Consider the following 20,686-nt stretch of genomic DNA (forward strand, 5'->3'; position numbering starts at 1 on the left):
ATCCATATTATGATCATAAAATGAAAAAGTTCATCGTTAGCTTGTTGCTGTTACTCCTGATACTCGTAGCTATTTTATTGCTACGCGGTTTGACCTTATATTCGGATAATCAATATCAGGTAGAACATCCTATACAGGCGGTAGCGATAAATCAGGACCAAGCTGTTAAGCACTTATCTTCGGCAATTCAAATACCGACCGTTTCCTATGACGACGCTAATCGTGTCGATCATCAGCGTTTTTTAGAATTTCATGCGCTGTTACAACAAGCTTTTCCGTTGCTACATCAACGAGCCAGCTTGAAAAAAATTAATGATTACAGTCTGGTGTATTATGTAGCGGGTGCCGATCCCACCTTAAAACCAACGCTATTTATGGGGCATATGGACGTCGTTCCGGTAGACGAGGCAACGCTTGACCAGTGGAGTCACCCTCCTTTTAGCGGAGCCGTTCAAAATAACCTGATTTTTGGGCGCGGAGCCATTGATGACAAAGTGACAGTCATGGCTTTAATGGAAGCAATGGAATTACTGTTAAAAAATAACATTCAGCCACAGCGCAGTATTTATTTTGCTTTTGGTCATGACGAAGAAATTGGTGGTGAACAGGGCGCTAAAGCTATCGCGGCATATTTTGCTCAGCAGCACATTCAGTTTGAATTTGTGTTGGATGAAGGCGGTGCGGTTACAAAGGGAATGATGCCAGGTGTTGACTCTGCGGTAGCCATGGTGGGAATAGCAGAAAAAGGTTTTGTGAATTTCCGTTTAACTGTCAATTCGGAAGGTGGACATTCTTCCCAACCCCCCGAGCATACGGCAGTGGGGATATTAAGTCAGGCTATTGTCAAGGTCGAGAATACGCCTTTTGCCAGCAAGTTAGATTTTATCCAGCAAACTTTTGATGCTGTTGGTTACTACACGCCATTAAGTAGTCGTTTACCCATGGCTAATTTATGGTTGTTATCGCCAGTGGTTAAACAGGTTCTATTGGCTAAAGCCAGCACAGCGGCAGGGATCCATACCACGATTGCCCCAACGATGTTGCAGGGCAGTTCTAAATCTAATGTATTGCCATCCCAGGCTTCTGCGGTAATTAATTTCAGAATTCTACCCGGTGATAGTATTGGCAGTATTGAGCAGCATATTCAGCAGGCTATCAATGATCCTCGCGTCCATATTGAGTCTTTTATGGGTAACGAACCTTCACCAGTATCACCTACCGATAGTTTGGGATTCAAGTTGATAGAACAAACCATCCGCCGACTGGATCGCGATATTCTGGTTGCCCCTTATCTGGTCCAAGGAGGAACAGATTCCAAGTACTTTTATGGCTTATCCAGTAATGTGTATCGTTTTATGATGGTGGGACTGGATCCTGTTAGCATGAAACAATTTCATGGCATCAATGAACAAATTTCGATAACGGATTACTTGCGGGCGATTCAATTTTATTATGCTTTACTACAACAAACCTCCCTCAATAATTGAGGGAGGTATGGCTTACAAAGCAATTCAAGATAGAAGGGATTATTCTTCGGAGGCTTTGTGAATAAATGCGCTGCCTAAAATAACAAACATCAATCCAATACCATAAAAGGATAATTGTTCGCCGAGTATTGCAGCGGCAAAAAAGGCCACACCACTGGCAATAAAAAGATAGCCACTTTTTTTACTTTTATTGACTGTTTGCATAGGAGGCTCCTTATTACTAATCAATACGCTCTATACAGAATCCACGATAACGCTGTCTGTTTTTAAGCACAAGTTTATTTGGGGTGATAATTGAGCAAAATATCAGAGTTAAATCACGTAGTAATAAATAGCAAAGTAGTGACAGCTGCAGCCGGCAATAACAAATAAATGCCAAATTGCATGGGTATATTTGGTTTGCTTGGCCATATAAAAAATGACACCAACACTGAAACAGAGTCCACCGATAACGAGTAACCATAAACCGGCACCAGGTAATGCCTGATAAAGAGGATAAATAAGCAGTACCGCAAACCAGCCCATGATCAAATAAGTCGCGACAGAGATTTTCGGATAGCGACTTTTGGCAATCCATTTAAATGTCACACCAAATAAGGCCAAAGCCCAAATAATAGTTGTGGCTATTCCTCCGAGCCAACCACCAATACTGAGCAATAGAAACGGTGTATTCGTCCCTGCGATGAGTAAATAAATGGCGCTATGATCAAATAATTTCAAGACGCCTTTAAGACGTTGTTGACTGACGGCATGATAAATTGTTGAAGTGAGGAACATTAGGATCAGTGATGCACCATAAATCGCCGATGCGGTGATCGCCACACTGGTATCTGAATTAATCAATAAAAATACTAACCCGACAATGGATACAATCAAGCCGATGCCGTGACTCAGGCTATTCATCCATTCTTCAGCGATAGAATAGGGACGTGTTGGGGAAGTTGGAGTCATCAGATTTAGTCAACTATATGAAATGTTATTATCAATAATAGCTTTTCAGCGCACAACTGTACACTGAAATTGTACGACACTTTATCAGTCGCGTCATTGTTATCTATATGAGGGCAATTTGCGACACTAGCGTAGCGGTTATTCATCGCCTTCCTACTTTATAGAACGCAAGCCTTAAAAGGCGATTAGACATGAACTTCAATGAATTCAATCACTTTCATTTGTGTGTTGGTTTCACGACACTCAGCGCCCCGTAAATTAAGGCCTTTTTCCCTTGACATGGTGGTCGGGTGGTACCTAAACTGTCAAATGTGGGTAATAGTGGTAGAAAGTGGATCTAATAACTTCAATAGGCGAGGGCAATGTTCCGCAGCGCTAATGCAATTAATCTGGATGTGAAAGGACGTATAACGATCCCAACCCGGTATCGTCAGACACTGCTGGATGATTGTCAGGGACAGCTTGTATGCACAATCGACATAAAACAACCCTGTCTACTACTATACCCACTCCCTGAATGGGAAGAAATAGAGTTAAAACTCAGCCAGTTATCCAGTATGAATCCTCACGAACGACGTATGCAGCGCTTATTGCTCGGTTATGCCACTGAAGGGGAAATGGATAAAAATGGTCGTTTCTTATTATCCTCGCCTCTGCGCCAACATGCCGGTTTAGATAAGCAAATCATGCTGGTTGGACAGATGAACAAATTTGAATTGTGGGATGCTGATGAATGGCACAAACAGATCTCTGAGGACAAAGAAATCGAGAAACTGGCTAACTTTGAACCGACCGAAAGGTTACAGGAATTTTCATATTAATGAGCAGCGAATTTGCCCATCAATCGGTGCTTTTAACGGAGTCAATACAGGCTCTGAATATTAAAGCAGACGGCACCTACCTTGATGCAACCTTTGGTCGTGGTGGGCATTCGCGTGCTATTTTGCAACAATTAGGTAGTAACGGCAGATTGTATGCTGTTGATCGTGATCCTCAGGCGATACAAGCTGCACAATTGCTGGAACAACAAGATCCCCGCTTTACTATTATCCACAGTCCTTTCTCTGAACTTGAAACCGTTACCCACACTCTCGGTATTCAGGGCCAAATTGATGGTATTTTAATGGATCTCGGTGTGTCTTCACCGCAGCTGGATGACGCAGAACGTGGTTTTAGTTTTTTGCGTGACGGTCCATTGGATATGCGAATGGATACTACTCGCGGTATCAGTGCCGCGGAGTGGCTTAAATATGCTGACGAGCAGGATATTACACAAGTCATTAAAGAATTTGGTGAAGAAAAATTTGGCAAGCGTATTGCCCATGCCATTGTAAATAGTCGTGACGAGCATCCACTGACCCACACTCATCAGCTTGCCGCGCTAATCGATCAGGCCGTACCGGTAAAGGAAAAACATAAGCATCCTGCTACCCGCAGTTTTCAAGCCATCCGCATCTATATCAATAGCGAGCTGGATGAAGTCAGGGATGGATTGAAAGGGGCTTTAACAGCACTTAAATCTGAGGGGCGTCTGGCGGTAATCAGTTTTCATTCGCTTGAAGATCGTATGGTCAAACGTTTTATGCGTGAGCAGAGTCGTGGTAAGCAATACCCGGCTGGTTTTCCGGTTACGGATACTGAAATTAATGCCAGTAAAGCGATGAAGTTGATTGGCAAAGCGATTAAACCCAGCGCTGAGGAAGTAGAGCGTAATACTCGCTCGCGCAGCTCAGTGCTAAGAGTGGCGGAAAAGTTATGAGTCAGTCTGCCGAAAGAATCAATTTAGCGGGTTTGATCTTAAATGATCTTCTCCATCATCCATGGCGTATTTTGTTGTTTGCCCTGGTCATTTTAAGTGCCATTGGGGTGGTATTAAGTACCCATCACAATCGTCAACTGTCGATTGTACTGGAATCCTTGATGCAGGAACGGGATCAGCTGGATGTGGAATGGCGTCATTTGATTCTGGAACAATCAGTCTTGACCGAGCATAACCGAATTGAAAATGTGGTGCGTAAGCAATTAAATATGCGCCGTCCTACACCGGATGAAGAAGTCGTGGTGAGGATTAAATGAATTATCAGGCAACCAAGCAGGCAAAAACCAATACGCAACCGCGTTTTTTACATTGGCGTTTTATCATCGTCAGTGGTGTGGTTATTTTGGTATTTATTGGTTTAGCTGCACGGGCTGCCTTTATCCAAGTTATTTCGCCCGATCAATTAATTGAACAAGGTGATAACCGCACCTTGCGTACCCGTACCAGCGCAGTACATCGTGGCATGATCACTGACCGTAACGGCGAAGAGTTGGCGGTGAGTGTGCCGGTACAAGCCGTTTGGGCTGATCCAAAAATTGTCCGTGAAAAAGACGCGCTGAAAGATAAAAGACGATGGCATGCATTAGCAGAAGTGCTGGGCGAAGATGCCGACAAAGTGATGCACGAGGTAGCCGACGATAAACGTCGGTTTGTTTATATTCAACGGCAGGTTACCCCGGCAATGGCCGAGTATGTGGATAAATTGGATATTCCCGGTGTGTATCTGCGTCGTGAATCCCGCCGTTATTATCCTACAGGGGAAGTTTCAGCCCAGTTAATTGGCTTTACCAATATCGATGATGTCGGCATTGAGGGGATCGAGCGCTTATTTGAAGAACGTTTAAATGGGACACCGGATACGCGCCGAATTCGTCGTGATGGCAAGGGACGCCAAGTTGAAATATTGGCTGAGCATCAGGGCGAACAATCTAAAGATTTACATCTGACTATTGATCAACGTGTGCAAGCACTGGCCTACAAAGAGATTAAAAAGGCCATTCAGGTTTATGACGCTGCCGCTGCATCAGCCGTCGTGGTGGATGTGCATACCGGCGAAATTTTAGCCATGGTCAATGGCCCATCTTTTAATCCTAATAATCGTCAAGGCGTTACCGCCCATCGTATCCGTAATCGGGCGATTACCGATGCCTTTGAGCCCGGCTCGGTGATTAAACCGGTTGCCGTTTTGAGTGCGCTGGAATTTGGTACTGCGGATGTTACCACGGTGATTGATACGTCACCGGGCTGGATGCGGTTAGGTGGAGCAATTGTTAAAGATTCACATAATTACGGCAAATTAACCCTGGGTGGAATTATTAAACACTCCAGTAATATGGGAACGTCAAAATTGGCGTTATCGGTACCTAAAGCGCATTTGATTGATATGTTCTACGAAATGGGCTTGGTAGGCGACACGGGGACTAACCTCATTGGTGAGAGTAGCGGTATATTTCATGATCGTAGTCGCTGGTCCCAACATGAATTAGCCTCATTGTCTTTTGGTTATAACCTGACCGTCACCCCGCTGCAGTTAGCGCGTATGTACAGCATTATCGGCAATGGCGGGATTAAACGCCCGCTAAGTATTATCAAAGGGCCGATTCCTGCCGGTGAGAGAGTGTTGTCAGAGAAATCGGCTCGGGCTGTGACCCAAATGATGGAACATGTACTGGATGATGATGGTACTGCTCCCAAAGCCCGTGTGGCCGGGTATCGCGTAGCGGGTAAAACCGGTACAAGCCGCAAAGCCATTGCGGGTGGTTATGGCGAAGAATACGTGAATTTATTTGCCGGTATTGCTCCGGTGTCAAATCCACAAATAGCGGTTGTGGTCCTGATTGATGAACCTGGTGGCGATTTATATTACGGCGGCGATACTGCTGCACCGGTTTTTTCCGAAATTATGTCTGGTGCCTTGCAGTTGTTGAATATTGCACCTGATGATAAGCCAGTGTCCTCTTTAATTGCCATGCATGGAGGCACTCATCATGACAGTTAATTTAACGGATTTATTAGCCCCTTACGGTATTCAGGCACCCAAAATCGAGTTTGATCAACTGGTACTCGATAGTCGACAGGTGACTCAGCATAGCGCCTTTGTAGCATTAAAAGGGCATCAATTGGATGGTCGCGATTTTATTCCACAGGCGATTAGTTTGGGAGCCAAAGTCATTCTGGCCGAAACGGAACAAGCCTCGCAACATGGCAGTATTGATATGCGTGAGCATTCGCTGATTGTTCATTTTTATCAGCTTGGCGAACAATTAAGTGCTGTTGCTTCAGATTGCTATGCCCATCCTGCCGACGCAATGAATATCATTGCCGTGACAGGTACCAATGGTAAGACATCAACGGCACAACTTTGCGCACAAATCAGTCAAAAATTAGGCCATGTGGCTGGCACTATCGGCACGTTGGGTAGTGGTCTGATTGATCAGTTGACACCTAATATTAATACCACGCCTGACGCAATTAACATGCAAAAAGCCCTAAGTGAGATGCAACAGCAAGGTGCTGATACCGTTGCACTGGAAGCCTCATCTCATGCGTTAGTACAGCACCGTCTGGCAGCTCTAAAAACGGATGTAGCGATCTTCACCAACTTAAGCCGGGATCATCTCGATTATCATGGCTCTATGGTGGAATATGCCGCGGCGAAACGCCGTTTGCTGCAGCAGTCAGGGCTTAAATTTGCCATATTGAATCAAGATGATGTGCAATCGCAACAATGGTTAAAAGATTGCCCTGCACAGGTTCAGCCAGTGATGTTTGGCTTTGAGCAGGTTAAACATCCGCAACATCCTTATTGTCTTGCTAAAACGGTGCAATATCACCCTCAGGGTTGTGTGATTGAACTTGAATCCTCATGGGGTAATGCGCGTATCAACAGCCCTTTGTTAGGTCATTTCAATGTACAAAATTTATTGGCTGCGATTAGTGCTCAACTCTGTTTAGGTCGCAACCTGGATGAAATCGCCGCTATCACTGACAAACTCAAGCCTATTGCCGGTCGAATGGAAGTATTCAGCAGCGCTGAATATGCTCCTGTGGTGGTGGATTATGCCCATACTCCCGATGCCTTACAGCAAACCTTGAGTTCACTTCGCAGTCATTGTGATGGATTGCTGTGGTGCATGTTTGGCTGCGGTGGTGATCGGGATAAAGGTAAGCGCCCACTAATGGGCGAAGTGGCTGAACGTTTTGCTGACAAAGTATTGATCACTAACGATAACAGCCGTTCCGAGTCACCTGAACAAATTGCCAATGATATTCTGGCCGGTTGTCAGCAACCTGAACAGATCCAGGTTGAATTAGACCGAAAAACAGCGATTCGAATGCTATTAGCACAGGCTGATCGGCAGGATGTGATCTTATTGGCCGGTAAAGGTCATGAAGACTATCAGATTATTGGTAGCCAACGGTTACCTTACGATGAAAGACACCATGTACAACAATTATTAGAGGGGATGAAGCAATGATCTCAGTTTCACTGAAGTGGGTGGCAGATCAATTGCAGGGCGAGCTCTGTGGCGAAGATAAAACGATTAAAGGGGTCAGCACTGACACTCGCACCATCGAGCCAAATGATTTGTTTATTGCCCTTACCGGGCCCAATTTTAATGGCCATAAATTTATTCAGGTCGCTGAACAGCAAGGTGCCGCCGCATTAGTGGTATCCGAGCCAGTTGAGAGTATTTTGCCACAAATAAAAGTGTCTGATACCCGTATCGCCTTGGGGCGACTTGGCGCTGCTGTAAAAGCGAAAGTCGCTCCTAAGACCATTGCGATTACCGGTAGCAGTGGTAAAACCACGGTGAAAGAAATGGTGGCCTCAATCCTTGAACGCAAAGGTAATGTGTTAGCGACCAAAGGCAACTTTAATAATGATATTGGGGTGCCACTGACGTTATTGCGTCTGAAGAAAAAACATCAGTATGCCGTTATCGAGCTGGGTGCCAATCATTTAGGGGAAATTGCGTATACCACTGAATTAGTTAAGCCGGATGTGGCTACGGTACTCAATGCTGCTGCCGCACACTTGCAAGGTTTTGGTAGTTTGTTAGGGGTAGCCAGAGCCAAAAGTGAAATTTTTAATGGTTTGGGATCCAACGGGATCGCGGTAGTCAATGCCGATAGCCAATTTCATGATTTTTGGGTGGGTAAATTAAACCATCTTAAACATATCCAGCGTTTCTCATTGAGACCGGGTTTTGATTTTTCTGCACGTAATGCGCAATTACAAGTGGATGGGTGTGCCAGTTTTGAGATGCAAACCCCACAAGGCACTGCTTTTATCAATCTGGTCACCCCTGGAATGCATAACGTGGCAAATGCATTGACCGCAGCGGCGCTGACAATGGCCGTGGGTGCCACGTTAGAAGAGGTGCAATTAGGGCTGGAAAACATGCAACAGGTTAAAGGCCGGTTGAATATTAAAAGCCTGACTAATCAAGTTAGACTGATTGATGATACTTATAACGCCAATGTGTCTTCGGTCAAGGCGGCTATTGATTTACTGGCCAATTATGACGGTCGCCGGATTTTGATTCTGGGCGACATGGGTGAACTGGGAGAGCGAGCCCGTTTTTATCATGAACAGGTCGGGGAATACGCCAAGCAGCATGGGCTGGATAACCTGTATACCATTGGTGTGCTCAGTCAGCATGCTAGTACCGTATTTAACGGTAATGGATGTCATTTTAGTAACATCGAATCTTTAGTGGCTCATTTGGAGCAGCAAGTGATAGGTGAACATCAGAACATTACCATTCTGGTTAAAGGTTCACGTAGCGCCAAGATGGAATGTGTAGTTGAAGCTATCGAGGTATCCACTGTGGGAAAGCTTGAACATCATCAGGAGTCCATTGCATGCTGATATGGCTAGCCGATTGGCTGCAGCAATTTGATTCCGGGTTTAATGTCTTTTCTTATCTGACATTAAGAGCCATCCTGAGCACTTTAACGGCGCTCGGGATTTCGGTTTTTATGGGACCGGTGATGATCCGTTGGTTACAACGACTGCAAATTGGTCAGACAGTGCGGGATGATGGCCCGGAATCCCATTTGGCTAAATCAGGTACACCGACCATGGGTGGAGTGCTGATCTTAGCCGCTATTGTTAGCAGTACGTTGCTGTGGGCCGATTTAACCAATCGTTATGTATTAACGACGCTGTTTGTGATTGTCAGTTACGGCATCATTGGCTTTGTGGATGATTATCGCAAGGTGATCCGCAAGGATTCCAAAGGGTTGATTGCCCGCTGGAAGTATTTTTGGTTATCCGCTGTGGCCATTGGTGTGGCGCTGTTTTTATACAGCTCCAGTCAGCATCCTGCGGAAACATCCTTGTTAGTACCATTCTTTAAAAACGTGATGCCGCAATTGGGCATGATGTATATCGTATTAACATATTTTGTGCTGGTGGGAACCAGCAATGCGGTCAATTTGACTGATGGGCTGGATGGACTGGCCATTGTCCCGACTATTTTAGTGGCTGGCGCCTTTGCCATTTTTGCCTATGTCACCGGTAATGTGAACTTTTCTGCCTATCTGAATATCCCCTACATCGGTTTAAGCAGTGAACTGGTCATCGTGTGTACCGCCATCGTCGGTGCCGGACTTGGTTTTCTATGGTTTAACACTTACCCCGCCATGGTTTTTATGGGCGATGTGGGCTCGCTGGCGTTAGGGGGGGCACTGGGCATTATCGCGGTGTTAGTCAGACAGGAATTGGTGTTGTTTATTATGGGCGGGGTATTTGTGATCGAAGCCCTGTCGGTGATCCTGCAGGTGGGCTCTTACAAGTTACGCGGTCAACGAATTTTCCGTATGGCGCCTATTCATCATCATTACGAATTAAAGGGCTGGCCAGAACCACGGGTGATTGTGCGTTTTTGGATCATCTCTATCATGCTGGTTCTGGTGGGTTTAGCCACCTTGAAGTTAAGGTAATAAGACGAAGATTATGTTGACACTCACCAATCAAAAAGTTGCAGTCATTGGATTAGGCCAAACCGGTCAGTCTGTGATTGAGTTTTTGATCGCTCAACATGCCGATATTCTGGCTTTCGATACTCGCGCATCGTTGCAGGTCGAATTGCCGATGGGGATTGAGGCGCAATGTGGTCCATTAGATGCCAATAAGTTGTGTCAGGCAGAGTTAATTGTCTTAAGTCCCGGTGTTGCGTTGTCGACTCCGGCAATCCAACAGGCGTTGTCGGTTGGCATTGAAGTGATTGGTGATATAGAACTGTTCGCCCGTTTCAACTCAGTACCAGTGCTGGCGATTACCGGCTCAAACGGTAAATCTACGGTGACCATGCTACTGGCTGAGATGCTCAAAACCGCTGGCAAGCAGGTATTGGTTGGTGGCAATATCGGCGTTCCGGCATTGAGTCTGTTAAACCAACCTGCCGATTTTATCGTGCTGGAATTGTCCAGTTTTCAGTTAGAAACCACCAGTAGCTTAAAGCTATTGGCGGCTACTGTGCTGAATGTCAGTGATGATCATATGGATCGTTATGCCGATTTTGCTGCTTACCAGCAGGCCAAACTGCGAATTTTCGCTCATGCCCAAAACAAAATTGTTAATCGTGACGATCCCGCTGCACAAATTGATGGTTATGATACGACGCACAGCTTTGGTTTATCCGCAGCCACGCAGGGCTTCAGTTTCGATTCCGTTAATCAACACATTACATTGCATGGTCGTCCCTGGCTGGATATGAATGATTGTATGTTGTCTGGTCAACATAATGCGCTAAATATTCAGGCGGCGGCAGCATTAGCACTATGCACCGGAGTCGATTCAGCCAGTTTGCAACTGGCGAGTAAGCAATTCACCGGATTACCACATCGTTGTCAGCTGGTTAGTAATAAAGGTCAGATAAGCTGGATCAATGATTCTAAAGCGACCAATATCGGAGCAACAATTGCGGCCATTGAAGGACTGCGTGAGCAGGTTAGCGGCAAGCTAATCTTGATTGCCGGGGGCGATGGTAAAGGCGCTGATTTTAGCCAATTGTCATCAACAATGAAAAAGGTTGATGTACTGATTACATTAGGCAAAGACGGCCCTCAAATCAGTGCATTAAAAACCGATTCTATTCCGGTGACTAGCTTGCAAGAGGCAGTCCAAACGGCGGCGAAACAAGGTAATGCGGGTGATATGGTGTTGCTATCACCTGCTTGTGCCAGTTTGGATATGTTCACCAATTATATGCAGCGTGGTGAAGTATTCGCTGCTGCGGTGGAGGCCTTATGAGCAATATGATGCCTGAACAATTGCGCATGATGTTCTCTGGTCGCCATGGTGACGTCGATCAACGTCCTTATGATATATCCATTCTGCTCATTGCCTTGACCTTAATGAGTATCGGGTTAATTGTGGTGACATCGGCATCCATGCCGGCTGCTGCTCGGCTGTTTGGCAATCCCTTTCATTTTGCGATACGCCATTTGGTTTATATTGCGTTGGCGCTGACAGCATTTTTTATCACCTTGCAATTTCCCATGCGCTGGTGGAAGTGGAGTAATACCTGGCTACTGTTGCTAGGGATTGTACTGTTATTAGCCGTATTGGTAGTGGGCCGCAATGTTAACGGTAGCTCCCGATGGATCGCCATTGGCCCTATCACTATTCAGGCATCTGAACCGACTAAACTGTTCTTTTTCTGTTATCTGGCGGGGTATCTGGTGCGCCGCTATGAAGAAGTGACTGAAAATATTAAAGGCTTTATTAAGCCGCTGATTGTGTTTTTTGTATTGGCATTGTTATTACTGATGCAACCGGATTTAGGGACGGTCGTGGTGATGTTTGCTACGACGGTTGGCCTGTTGTTTTTGGCGGGAGCGCGATTGTGGCAGTTTTTTGCCCTGATCTTCAGTGGTGCCATTGCTGTGGGGATGTTAATCCTGATTTCACCTTACCGGATGGCACGGGTAACCTCTTTTATGGATCCTTGGGCTGATCCTTTTGGCAGTGGTTATCAATTGACTCAATCACTGATGGCCTATGGGCGTGGTGACATATTTGGTCAGGGGTTGGGTAACAGTTTACAAAAACTGGAATACTTACCCGAAGCGCATACTGATTTTATTATGGCCATTTTGGCAGAGGAATTTGGCTTTGCCGGGGTCACGTGTGTGCTGCTGTTACTCTTGGCTCTAGTGATAAAAGCTCTGCAATTAGGCAATCAGGCGTTAATTAAAGAGCGTCCCTTTGAAGGCTATTTAGCGTACGCCATCGGTATCTGGATCAGCTTCCAAACTGCGGTCAATATAGGTGCCAGTGCCGGGATCCTGCCGACTAAAGGTTTAACCCTGCCATTGGTTAGTTACGGTGGGTCGAGCATGATCATTATGGCCATGGCGATTGCCTTGTTGATGCGAATTAGTTTTGAATTACGCATGACCGATGTACAGGTGATAGCCGGTAATAAAAAGCGCTTAAGTCGTTCAAAAAGTCCTGATGATTCTGCTTTGCAGCAGGAGTTGGCCCATGAATAAGTGTCTGTTAGTCATGGCCGGTGGTACTGGAGGGCATGTCTTCCCCGGGATTGCCGTGGCTGATCTGTTACATCAGCAAGGCTGGAAAATACATTGGCTAGGCACGGCTAAACGGATGGAAGCGCAGATTGTACCGAAAGCAGGCTATCCCATCAGTTTCATTGATGTGGCCGGATTACGTGGCAATGGCCTCGTTGGTTGGTTGTCTGCCCCCTTTAAACTGGCGAAAGCGTTATTTCAGGCACTAAGGGTGATGCGCGAAGTACAACCGGATGTCGTGTTAGGCATGGGCGGATTTGCCAGTGGTCCGGGTGGTATTGCAGCGTGGCTAAAACGTATTCCGTTGGTGTTACATGAACAAAACGCAGTCCCTGGTTTTACCAACAAGTTGTTAGCGCCATTGGCAAGCACAATATTGACCGGCTTTGATCATACCTTTGCCGCCCGGGATAAAGTGCGTTGGGTGGGGAATCCACTTCGAGCCAGCTTTAGTGATGCAGTTCAACCCCAGCCCTCTGAACACTGCCGTATTTTAATTGTGGGTGGCAGTTTAGGCGCTAAGGCACTTAATGATGCCATGCCAAATGCATTAAGTGGTTTGGCGATGGATTGTCATATTCGACATCAATGTGGAGCAGAACGTCAACAGCAGGTTGAAACGTTGTATCACCAGGCAGGAATAACCAATAACCTGCAAGTGGATGAATTTATTGATGATATGGCGGCGGCTTATCAATGGGCTGACGTGGTGATTTGTCGAGCAGGAGCCTTAACGGTGTCGGAAATCGCCATGGCCGGTAAAGCGGCCGTATTTGTACCATTGCCCCATGCGGTGGATGATCATCAAACCCGTAACGCCCAAGCTTTAGTGGATAATGGGGCGGCAGTAATAGTGAAACAGAATGAAAGCTTATCCAATCAATTGCAGCAAGTATTAGCCGAATTGGTGGGTAATAAACCAAAAATTCAACAAATGAGTCAGGCTGCCAGAACATTAGCCAAGCCGGATGCAACCCGACAGGTTGCCGCCATTTGTTGTGAATTAGCCGGAGCAGTAAACGCAGCATGAGTGAACATAGCAAAGACAATTATACGGTACCGGAAATGCGCCGTATCAAAAACATCCATTTTATCGGCATCGGCGGTGCTGGTATGGGTGGTATTGCCGAAGTATTGCTAAATGAAGGCTATCATATTTCCGGTTCCGACTTACAAGCCGGGCCGATGACCGACCGTTTAACCGGATTGGGTGCCAAAGTGTATTTTTCCCATGTGGCCAGTAATGTGGAAAACGTGCATGTGGTGGTGGTGTCCAGTGCCGTGGATCCGACTAATCCTGAAATCATTGCCGCCAATGCCGCTCGTATTCCGGTGATCCGCCGGGCTGAAATGTTGGCTGAATTAATGCGCTTTCGCCATGGTATCGCCATTGCTGGTACTCACGGCAAAACCACCACTACCAGTTTAATCTCGACGATTTTCGCTCAAGCGGAGCGTGATCCGACTTTTGTTATCGGTGGGTTGCTTAATAGTGCCGGTACCAATGCACGCTTAGGCAGCAGTCGTTATCTGATTGCTGAAGCCGATGAAAGCGATGCTTCATTTTTGCATTTGCAACCCATGGTGTCGGTTGTCACTAATATTGAACCCGATCATATGGGCACGTATGAAGGTGACTTCCAGCGCATGCAGGACACCTATATCGAGTTCTTGCATAATCTGCCCTTTTACGGTCAAGCGGTATTGTGTGGTGATGATCCGGTAATCCGTGAATTATTACCGCGTATTGGTCGTAAATATTTGACCTATGGTGTCAATGACAATAACGATGTACGCGCCATGGATATTAGCCATGGATTTAACAGCAGTCATTTTACCGTGTTACGCGATGGGCACCCACCACTGACACTGACGATTAATTTACCCGGTCATCACAATGTATTGAATGCGCTTGCTGCGATTGCAGTGGCTACCGATGAAGGTATTGATGATCACGCCATTGTGGCGGCATTAGGTTCCTTTGGTGGTATCGGCCGTCGTTTTGAAATGCTCGGTGAATACCAAACCGGCAATGGTAGTGCAATTCTGGTTGACGATTATGGTCATCACCCTACCGAAGTGGCGGCGACGATTGCGGTGGCGCGGAATAACTGGCCAGATCGCCGTTTAGTGATGGCTTATCAGCCACATCGCTTCAGTCGAACTCGTGATTTGTATGAAGATTTTGTCAAAGTCTTATCCCAAGTGGATGTGTTGCTATTGCTAGAAGTGTATAGCGCTGGTGAGCCAGCAATTGACGGTGCGGATAGTAAATCATTGTGCCGCTCGATTCGTCAGCGAGGCCAGATAGAGCCGATTTACGTGGCCAATAAAGATGAATTACCGCTGGTATTGGCAGGGCAATTACAGGACGGAGACATTGTGATGACTCAAGGGGCCGGAAATATTGGAGCCTTAGCCAAGAAATTGCAAAAAATGGAATTGAACATTCAAGCCATGCAAGCTGAAGGTGAGACGCAATGAACACCAGCCCTGTGATCAACGTTCAACAATACGGCAAAGTGGCTGTCGTTTTTGGTGGGCGTTCAGCAGAGCGAGAAGTGTCATTGCGCTCCGGTCAAGCGGTGCTAGAGGCGTTGTTAAGCGTACAGGTAAATGCAGAAAAATTTGATCCGGCAGAACAGTCTTTACATGAATTGGTTAACGGACAATATGATCGAGCCTTGATTATGTTGCATGGGCGTGGCGGGGAAGATGGTACGCTACAGGGAGTATTAGAGCAGTTTCGCTTGCCCTATTCAGGCAGCGGTGTACTGGGCTCGGCTTTAGGTATGGACAAGGTACGCAGTAAGCAGATTTTTGAAAGTTTAGGCTTGCCTACCGCGACTTATCAGGTCGTGGAAAAAAGCCGCTTTGATGCGGGATCGTGCGAGGTTATAATGCGCGCGTTTGGGGGCGCTATTATGGTCAAACCGGCGCAGGAAGGTTCTAGCATCGGGATGGCCAAAGTCAATAATTCAACACAATTGCTCAAGGCGATAAGAGACGCATTTCATTACGATAATCAAGTCCTGCTGGAGCAATATATTGAAGGCAATGAATATACGGTAAGCATTTTGAATGGCCGTGCATTGCCTTCTATTCGTATGGCTACTCCCCGTGAATTTTATGATTATGAGGCGAAGTATCAGTCCGATAGTACGGAATATTTTTGTCCGAGTGGAGCTAGTGTGGAATTGGAGCAACAGTTAGCCAATTTGGCAGAACAAGCTTTTGATGCCGTTGCCGCCAGTGGTTGGGGACGGGTGGATTTTATGTGTGATAAACAGGGCCAACTGTATATTTTAGAAGTGAATACAGTACCCGGTATGACCGCCAAAAGTTTGGTGCCAATGGCAGCCAAACAAGCGGGGATGAGTTTTGAACAGTTGGCCTTGGCAGTACTGGATAGTACTGGATTGGATAAGTGAGCGATTGAATGAGCGAATCCGGCCAGATTAGTCAGACAAAACAGCGTTTGCTCAGTCCTGCTTTTTGGGCTGGCGTTAGCTTTTTTGTGTTGCTACTAGTGGCCGTCATTTGGGGCGTGCAACAGTTAAATTTATGGCTTAAAGATGAACAGCGTTTACCAGTACAAAAAATCGTTATCGCTGGCGAACATGTGTTTATTGATGATCAGCAAGTCAGGGCGGTCGTTCGTCAGGCACAACCGGGCAGCTTTTTTGAATTAGATGTTAATAAAGTGCTGGATGCGGTAGAAGCGATGCCATGGGTGCATAAGGCGTCAGTGCGTAAAGAGTGGCCAAATACCTTAAAAGTATTTTTGGTCGAGCAGGTGCCCGTGGCTTATTGGAATGCTGACAGTTTATTGAATCAGCAAGGTAACTTGTTCAATGGCAAAATTGCCGCTGATCAAGTGCAATTGCCACAGTTGTTTGGCCCAGGCGGCAGTGAACAAACGGCTTTGCAAGGGTACAGAGCGATGCAGCAGTTGCTCGCAAACAGTAATTTACAAATTGAAGAGCTCGAATTAAGTGAGCGATTTGCCTGGCAAATCAAGTTAAATAACGGCATTCGGCTCAATATTGGCCGGGAAGAATTTATTGATCGGGTACAACGTTTTGTCGATGTGTACCCATTATTGGCGAAAAATAGCAAAACAGTGGATTACGTTGATTTGCGTTATGACACCGGATTAGCGGTGGGATGGAAAAAGCAAAGTGAGAGTTAACACAATGTCTAAGGTAGCGGATCGCAATTTAGTGGTAGGTCTGGACATAGGCACCAGCAAAGTTAAAGCCGTGGTAGGCGAAATGTTAATCGACGGTGGCGTGAGTATCGTCGGTGTTGGCAGTCATCCGTCGCGCGGCATGGATAAAGGCGGGGTCAATGATCTCAACCTTGTGGTGCAATCGGTACAACGCGCCATCGACGAAATGGAACTGATGGCAGATTGTAAGGTCTCCTCGGTGTTTATGTCGGTATCCGGACGTCATGTGCAATGCCAAAATGAAAACGGCATGGTGCCGATTAACAATCGCGAAGTGACTCAGGAAGAAGTGGACAATGTGATCCATGCCGCTCGTTCGGTGCCAATTGCGGCAGAACGTCGTTTACTGCACGTCTTGCCGCAAGATTTTACCATCGATGTTCAGGAAAAAATCAAGAATCCGGTGGGGATGTCAGGGGTTCGGATGGAAGCGGAAGTCCATATCGTCACTTGTGCCGATGATATGGCCAAAAATCTGGTCAAATGTGTAGAACGCTGCCAGTTGACTGCTGATCAGTTAATTTTTTCCGCATTGGCCTCCAGCTATGCGGTGTTAACTGACGATGAAAAAGAATTAGGTGTCTGTGTTGTGGATATTGGTGGCGGCACTATTGACATTGTGGTGTATGCCGACGGCGCTATTCGTCATACCGCAGTAATTCCGGTGGCGGGTAACCAGATCACCAGTGATATTGCCAAAATTTTCCGTACCCCAATTAGTCACGCGGAAGACATTAAAATTAATTACGCCTGTGCCCTGAAAGATATGGTGCGCATGGAAGAAAACATTGAAGTACCCAGCGTGGGTGGTCGTCCAGCCAGAGCGATGTCACGGCATACGCTAGCGGAAGTGATTGAACCACGTTATCAGGAGTTATTTGAGCTGGTATTGGAAGAAATTAAAGCCAGTGGGTTGGAAGAACAAATTGCAGCCGGTGTGGTGTTAACCGGTGGTACTGCCAAGATGGAAGGGGCGGTCGAATTTGGTGAAGAAATATTTCAGATGCCCGTTCGGATTGGTCAACCCATGGGAGTGAAGGGATTATCAGAATATGTAGAAGATCCCACTTATGCAACGGCGGTAGGGTTACTGCAATACGGAAAAATGGATCTGGTGTCGAAAAAATCTGCCAAGGGAAAATCCTCGGAGAATTTATGGCACAGGTTACAAAGCTTTTTTAAAGGTGAATTTTAATTGATGACTCGAGTGTGATAACCAACGCATTTGAAGCATTGAAATACAAGTTATTAAAAATAAAAAATGAGGTGGTAACACCTCGATAACGCCCAAAAATCGGAGAGAGTATTATGTTTGAACTTATGGATAGTCACAGCGAAGAAGCTGTAATAAAAGTTATCGGTGTTGGTGGCGGTGGCGGTAATGCCATTGAACACATGGTTGAGCACTGCATTGAAGGGGTCGAGTTTGTGGCGATTAATACCGACGCACAGGTATTACGTAACTCCTCAGCCAACGTCACCATTCAAATCGGTTCTAGTGTGACCAAAGGTTTAGGTGCCGGTGCTAACCCTGAAATCGGTCGTAATGCGGCAATGGAAGATCATGACACTATTCGTCAGACCCTTGCCGGTGCGGATATGGTTTTCATCACCGCGGGTATGGGTGGTGGTACCGGAACCGGTGCTGCGCCAGAAGTGGCTCGCGTGGCCAAAGAATTAGGTATTTTGACCGTTGCTGTTGTGACCAAACCTTTCGCGTTTGAAGGTAAAAAACGGATTGCCTTTGCTGAGCAAGGGATTGAAGAATTATCTAAAAATGTGGATTCGTTAATCACCATCCCTAATGAGAAATTATTAAAAATCATGCCTAAAGGCACTCCATTGCTACAAGCTTTTAGTCAGGCAAATGAGGTGTTGCGCGGTGCAGTACAAGGTATTGCCGAGCTAATTACTCGCCCAGGTTTGATCAACGTAGATTTCGCAGACGTGAAAACCGTGATGTCAGAAATGGGCACGGCAATGATGGGGAACGGCTATTCCAAAGGAGCCGATCGTGCTGAAGAAGCCGCTGAAATGGCGATTGCCTGTCCATTACTGGAAGATATTGATCTGTCCGGTGCACGCGGTATTTTGGTGAATATTACAGCCGGTCCCGACTTCAGTATTGATGAATTTGAAACGGTGGGTAATGCGGTTAAAGCCTTTGCTTCTGAAAATGCGACTGTGGTGGTCGGTACCGTTATCGATATGGAACTACAGGATGAATTACGCGTCACATTAGTGGCCACCGGTATCGGTGCGGAACGCAAGCCGGATATTTCGTTGGTGAGCAATGCGAAGAATACTCGCGCGAGAAGTGATGAATCAGGTTTCCGTTTACAGTCTACTCCAATGGAAAGTAGCTATAATGAATCCACCGGTTCTGCCGCCAAAAATATGCACCCGGTTGAAGACAATGAAGAAGTCGAAAACGAAGATTATTTAGATATTCCGGCTTTTTTACGTAAACAAGCTGACTAGTTTTAAGGTTGTGAATTTTGACAAGTGGTTGATCAGCCACTAAAATACTCGGCCTTTTTGAGTTTTGGTTAATTTTTAAGCAAGAGCTGAATGATAAAACAACGTACTATCAAACAATCTGTGCACGCAACCGGTATTGGTTTGCATAAGGGCGACAAGGTCACGATGACTCTCCGGCCTGCGCCTGCGAATACGGGTATCGTATTCCGACGCACCGATCTTGAGCCTTATGCCGACATCCATGCCAGTGCAGAATTGGTGGGTGATACGATGCTATGTACTTGTTTGACTAATGCTGAGGGCGTCAGCATTTCAACCGTCGAGCATTTATCATCGGCTTTAGCCGGTATGGGCATTGATAATATTATTGTCGAAGTCGATGCCAATGAATTACCCATTATGGATGGCAGTGCCAGTCCATTTATTTTCTTATTGCAATCTGCCGGTATTGAAGAGCTGGCGGTTGCCAAGAAATTTATTCGTATCAAGCAACCTGTGCGGGTTGAAGATGGCGACAAATGGGCCGAGTTTTTACCTTATGATGGTTTTAAAATGGATTTTCGGATTGATTTTGATCATCCGGTCATCCGTCACAGCCGTCAGCATATGGTGATGGACTTTGATTCTGAATCTTATGTTGATCAAGTTAGCCGAGCCAGAACCTTTGGTTTTATGCGCGATTTGGAATACATGCATGCACACAATTTGGCGTTGGGTGGCAGCATGGAGAATGCGGTTGCGTTAGATGAGTATCGGGTATTGAATCATGAAGGCTTGCGTTATGATGATGAATTCCTGAAACACAAAATTCTTGATGCGGTAGGTGATTTGTATTTATGCGGTCATAGCATTATTGGTGAATTTAAAGCTTATAAATCAGGTCATGGTCTGAACAATAAGTTACTCAGGGCAATGTTATTACAAAAGTCAGCCTGGGAATATGTTTCCTACGAAAGCGACAAGCCACCGATTAATTTTGCTATACCAGTAGCGATTAATACGTAAGAGCTACTTCACTTTTCTGTCAAAATGCCGTCATTACGGCATTTTTGCATTTAGCCGTTCTATTTACTCCAGCCGTTTATGCAATTTTATCCTTGATTGTGAGGGATTTTTCGTCGTAATGGATTACTTTACGGGGGTTAACTAACGGTAAGATAGGTATATACT

General features: G+C 46.0%; 19 protein-coding genes. 17 read left to right on the plus strand and 2 right to left on the minus strand.

The annotated features are described in order from the left end of the window. Nucleotides 1-20: 20 nt before the first annotated feature. Nucleotides 21-1,487: a M20 family peptidase gene (locus ACTD55_RS00290; RefSeq protein WP_438862295.1), complete on the plus strand. Its 1,467-nt coding sequence runs from the start codon at nucleotides 21-23 to the stop codon at nucleotides 1,485-1,487. 39 nt (nucleotides 1,488-1,526) lie between these two features. Here ACTD55_RS00290 and ACTD55_RS00295 read toward each other — a convergent pair whose 3' ends face one another. Together ACTD55_RS00295 and trhA are read right to left on the minus strand one after the other, a co-directional pair. Then, nucleotides 1,527-1,691, minus strand: a complete 165-nt coding sequence (locus tag ACTD55_RS00295) for a hypothetical protein (RefSeq protein WP_438862296.1) — start codon at nucleotides 1,689-1,691, stop codon at nucleotides 1,527-1,529. Between the two features lie 108 nt (nucleotides 1,692-1,799). Next, a complete protein-coding gene (gene trhA / locus ACTD55_RS00300) occupies nucleotides 1,800-2,438 on the minus strand; it encodes a PAQR family membrane homeostasis protein TrhA (RefSeq protein ID WP_438862297.1) in 639 nt (212 codons plus the stop codon). A gap of 362 nt (nucleotides 2,439-2,800) precedes the next feature. Here trhA and mraZ point away from each other — a divergent pair, with 362 nt between their 5' ends. The 16 genes from mraZ (at nucleotide 2,801) to lpxC (ending at nucleotide 20,521) form a co-directional block, all read left to right on the plus strand. Then, the gene (gene mraZ / locus ACTD55_RS00305) at nucleotides 2,801-3,259 is read left to right on the plus strand and encodes a division/cell wall cluster transcriptional repressor MraZ (RefSeq protein WP_438862298.1); all 459 of its coding nucleotides are present in this window, start codon (nucleotides 2,801-2,803) and stop codon (nucleotides 3,257-3,259) included. Beyond that, the gene (gene rsmH / locus ACTD55_RS00310; protein ID WP_438862299.1) at nucleotides 3,259-4,197 is read left to right on the plus strand and encodes a 16S rRNA (cytosine(1402)-N(4))-methyltransferase RsmH; all 939 of its coding nucleotides are present in this window, start codon (nucleotides 3,259-3,261) and stop codon (nucleotides 4,195-4,197) included. Before mraZ ends, rsmH begins: the two co-directional genes overlap by 1 nt. Further along, complete coding sequence (gene ftsL / locus ACTD55_RS00315) at nucleotides 4,194-4,514, plus strand: cell division protein FtsL (protein ID WP_438862300.1); 321 nt, start codon at nucleotides 4,194-4,196, stop codon at nucleotides 4,512-4,514. The genes rsmH and ftsL overlap by 4 nt, the downstream gene beginning before the upstream one ends. After that, on the plus strand, nucleotides 4,511-6,256 hold the full coding sequence (locus ACTD55_RS00320) for a peptidoglycan D,D-transpeptidase FtsI family protein (protein ID WP_438862301.1): 1,746 nt from the start codon (nucleotides 4,511-4,513) through the stop codon (nucleotides 6,254-6,256). The genes ftsL and ACTD55_RS00320 overlap by 4 nt, the downstream gene beginning before the upstream one ends. Next, a complete protein-coding gene (gene murE / locus ACTD55_RS00325) occupies nucleotides 6,246-7,736 on the plus strand; it encodes a UDP-N-acetylmuramoyl-L-alanyl-D-glutamate--2,6-diaminopimelate ligase (RefSeq protein ID WP_438862302.1) in 1,491 nt (496 codons plus the stop codon). The genes ACTD55_RS00320 and murE overlap by 11 nt, the downstream gene beginning before the upstream one ends. Beyond that, a complete protein-coding gene (locus tag ACTD55_RS00330; protein ID WP_438862303.1) occupies nucleotides 7,733-9,133 on the plus strand; it encodes a UDP-N-acetylmuramoyl-tripeptide--D-alanyl-D-alanine ligase in 1,401 nt (466 codons plus the stop codon). The genes murE and ACTD55_RS00330 overlap by 4 nt, the downstream gene beginning before the upstream one ends. Further along, the gene (mraY, locus tag ACTD55_RS00335; RefSeq protein ID WP_438862304.1) at nucleotides 9,127-10,209 is read left to right on the plus strand and encodes a phospho-N-acetylmuramoyl-pentapeptide-transferase; all 1,083 of its coding nucleotides are present in this window, start codon (nucleotides 9,127-9,129) and stop codon (nucleotides 10,207-10,209) included. Before ACTD55_RS00330 ends, mraY begins: the two co-directional genes overlap by 7 nt. A gap of 13 nt (nucleotides 10,210-10,222) precedes the next feature. Further along, nucleotides 10,223-11,521, plus strand: coding sequence for a UDP-N-acetylmuramoyl-L-alanine--D-glutamate ligase (murD, locus tag ACTD55_RS00340; protein WP_438862305.1), 1,299 nt, complete (start codon nucleotides 10,223-10,225; stop codon nucleotides 11,519-11,521). After that, the gene (gene ftsW, locus ACTD55_RS00345) at nucleotides 11,518-12,765 is read left to right on the plus strand and encodes a cell division protein FtsW (protein ID WP_438862306.1); all 1,248 of its coding nucleotides are present in this window, start codon (nucleotides 11,518-11,520) and stop codon (nucleotides 12,763-12,765) included. The genes murD and ftsW overlap by 4 nt, the downstream gene beginning before the upstream one ends. Continuing rightward, on the plus strand, nucleotides 12,758-13,834 hold the full coding sequence (murG, locus tag ACTD55_RS00350; protein ID WP_438862307.1) for an undecaprenyldiphospho-muramoylpentapeptide beta-N-acetylglucosaminyltransferase: 1,077 nt from the start codon (nucleotides 12,758-12,760) through the stop codon (nucleotides 13,832-13,834). Before ftsW ends, murG begins: the two co-directional genes overlap by 8 nt. Then, on the plus strand, nucleotides 13,831-15,288 hold the full coding sequence (gene murC / locus ACTD55_RS00355) for a UDP-N-acetylmuramate--L-alanine ligase (RefSeq protein WP_438862308.1): 1,458 nt from the start codon (nucleotides 13,831-13,833) through the stop codon (nucleotides 15,286-15,288). Before murG ends, murC begins: the two co-directional genes overlap by 4 nt. Then, nucleotides 15,285-16,235 carry a D-alanine--D-alanine ligase gene (locus ACTD55_RS00360; RefSeq protein WP_438862309.1) on the plus strand — a complete coding sequence of 317 codons (951 nt, stop codon included), beginning with the start codon at nucleotides 15,285-15,287 and terminating at the stop codon, nucleotides 16,233-16,235. The genes murC and ACTD55_RS00360 overlap by 4 nt, the downstream gene beginning before the upstream one ends. A gap of 8 nt (nucleotides 16,236-16,243) precedes the next feature. Further along, complete coding sequence (locus ACTD55_RS00365) at nucleotides 16,244-16,996, plus strand: cell division protein FtsQ/DivIB (protein WP_438862310.1); 753 nt, start codon at nucleotides 16,244-16,246, stop codon at nucleotides 16,994-16,996. Between the two features lie 4 nt (nucleotides 16,997-17,000). Next, the gene (ftsA, locus tag ACTD55_RS00370; protein WP_438862311.1) at nucleotides 17,001-18,230 is read left to right on the plus strand and encodes a cell division protein FtsA; all 1,230 of its coding nucleotides are present in this window, start codon (nucleotides 17,001-17,003) and stop codon (nucleotides 18,228-18,230) included. A gap of 113 nt (nucleotides 18,231-18,343) precedes the next feature. Continuing rightward, on the plus strand, nucleotides 18,344-19,516 hold the full coding sequence (ftsZ, locus tag ACTD55_RS00375; RefSeq protein WP_438862312.1) for a cell division protein FtsZ: 1,173 nt from the start codon (nucleotides 18,344-18,346) through the stop codon (nucleotides 19,514-19,516). 90 nt (nucleotides 19,517-19,606) lie between these two features. After that, on the plus strand, nucleotides 19,607-20,521 hold the full coding sequence (gene lpxC / locus ACTD55_RS00380; RefSeq protein WP_438862313.1) for a UDP-3-O-acyl-N-acetylglucosamine deacetylase: 915 nt from the start codon (nucleotides 19,607-19,609) through the stop codon (nucleotides 20,519-20,521). Nucleotides 20,522-20,686: the final 165 nt, after the last annotated feature.

This window comes from Neptunicella sp., assembly GCF_048268085.1.
Taxonomy (GTDB): domain Bacteria; phylum Pseudomonadota; class Gammaproteobacteria; order Enterobacterales; family Alteromonadaceae; genus Neptunicella.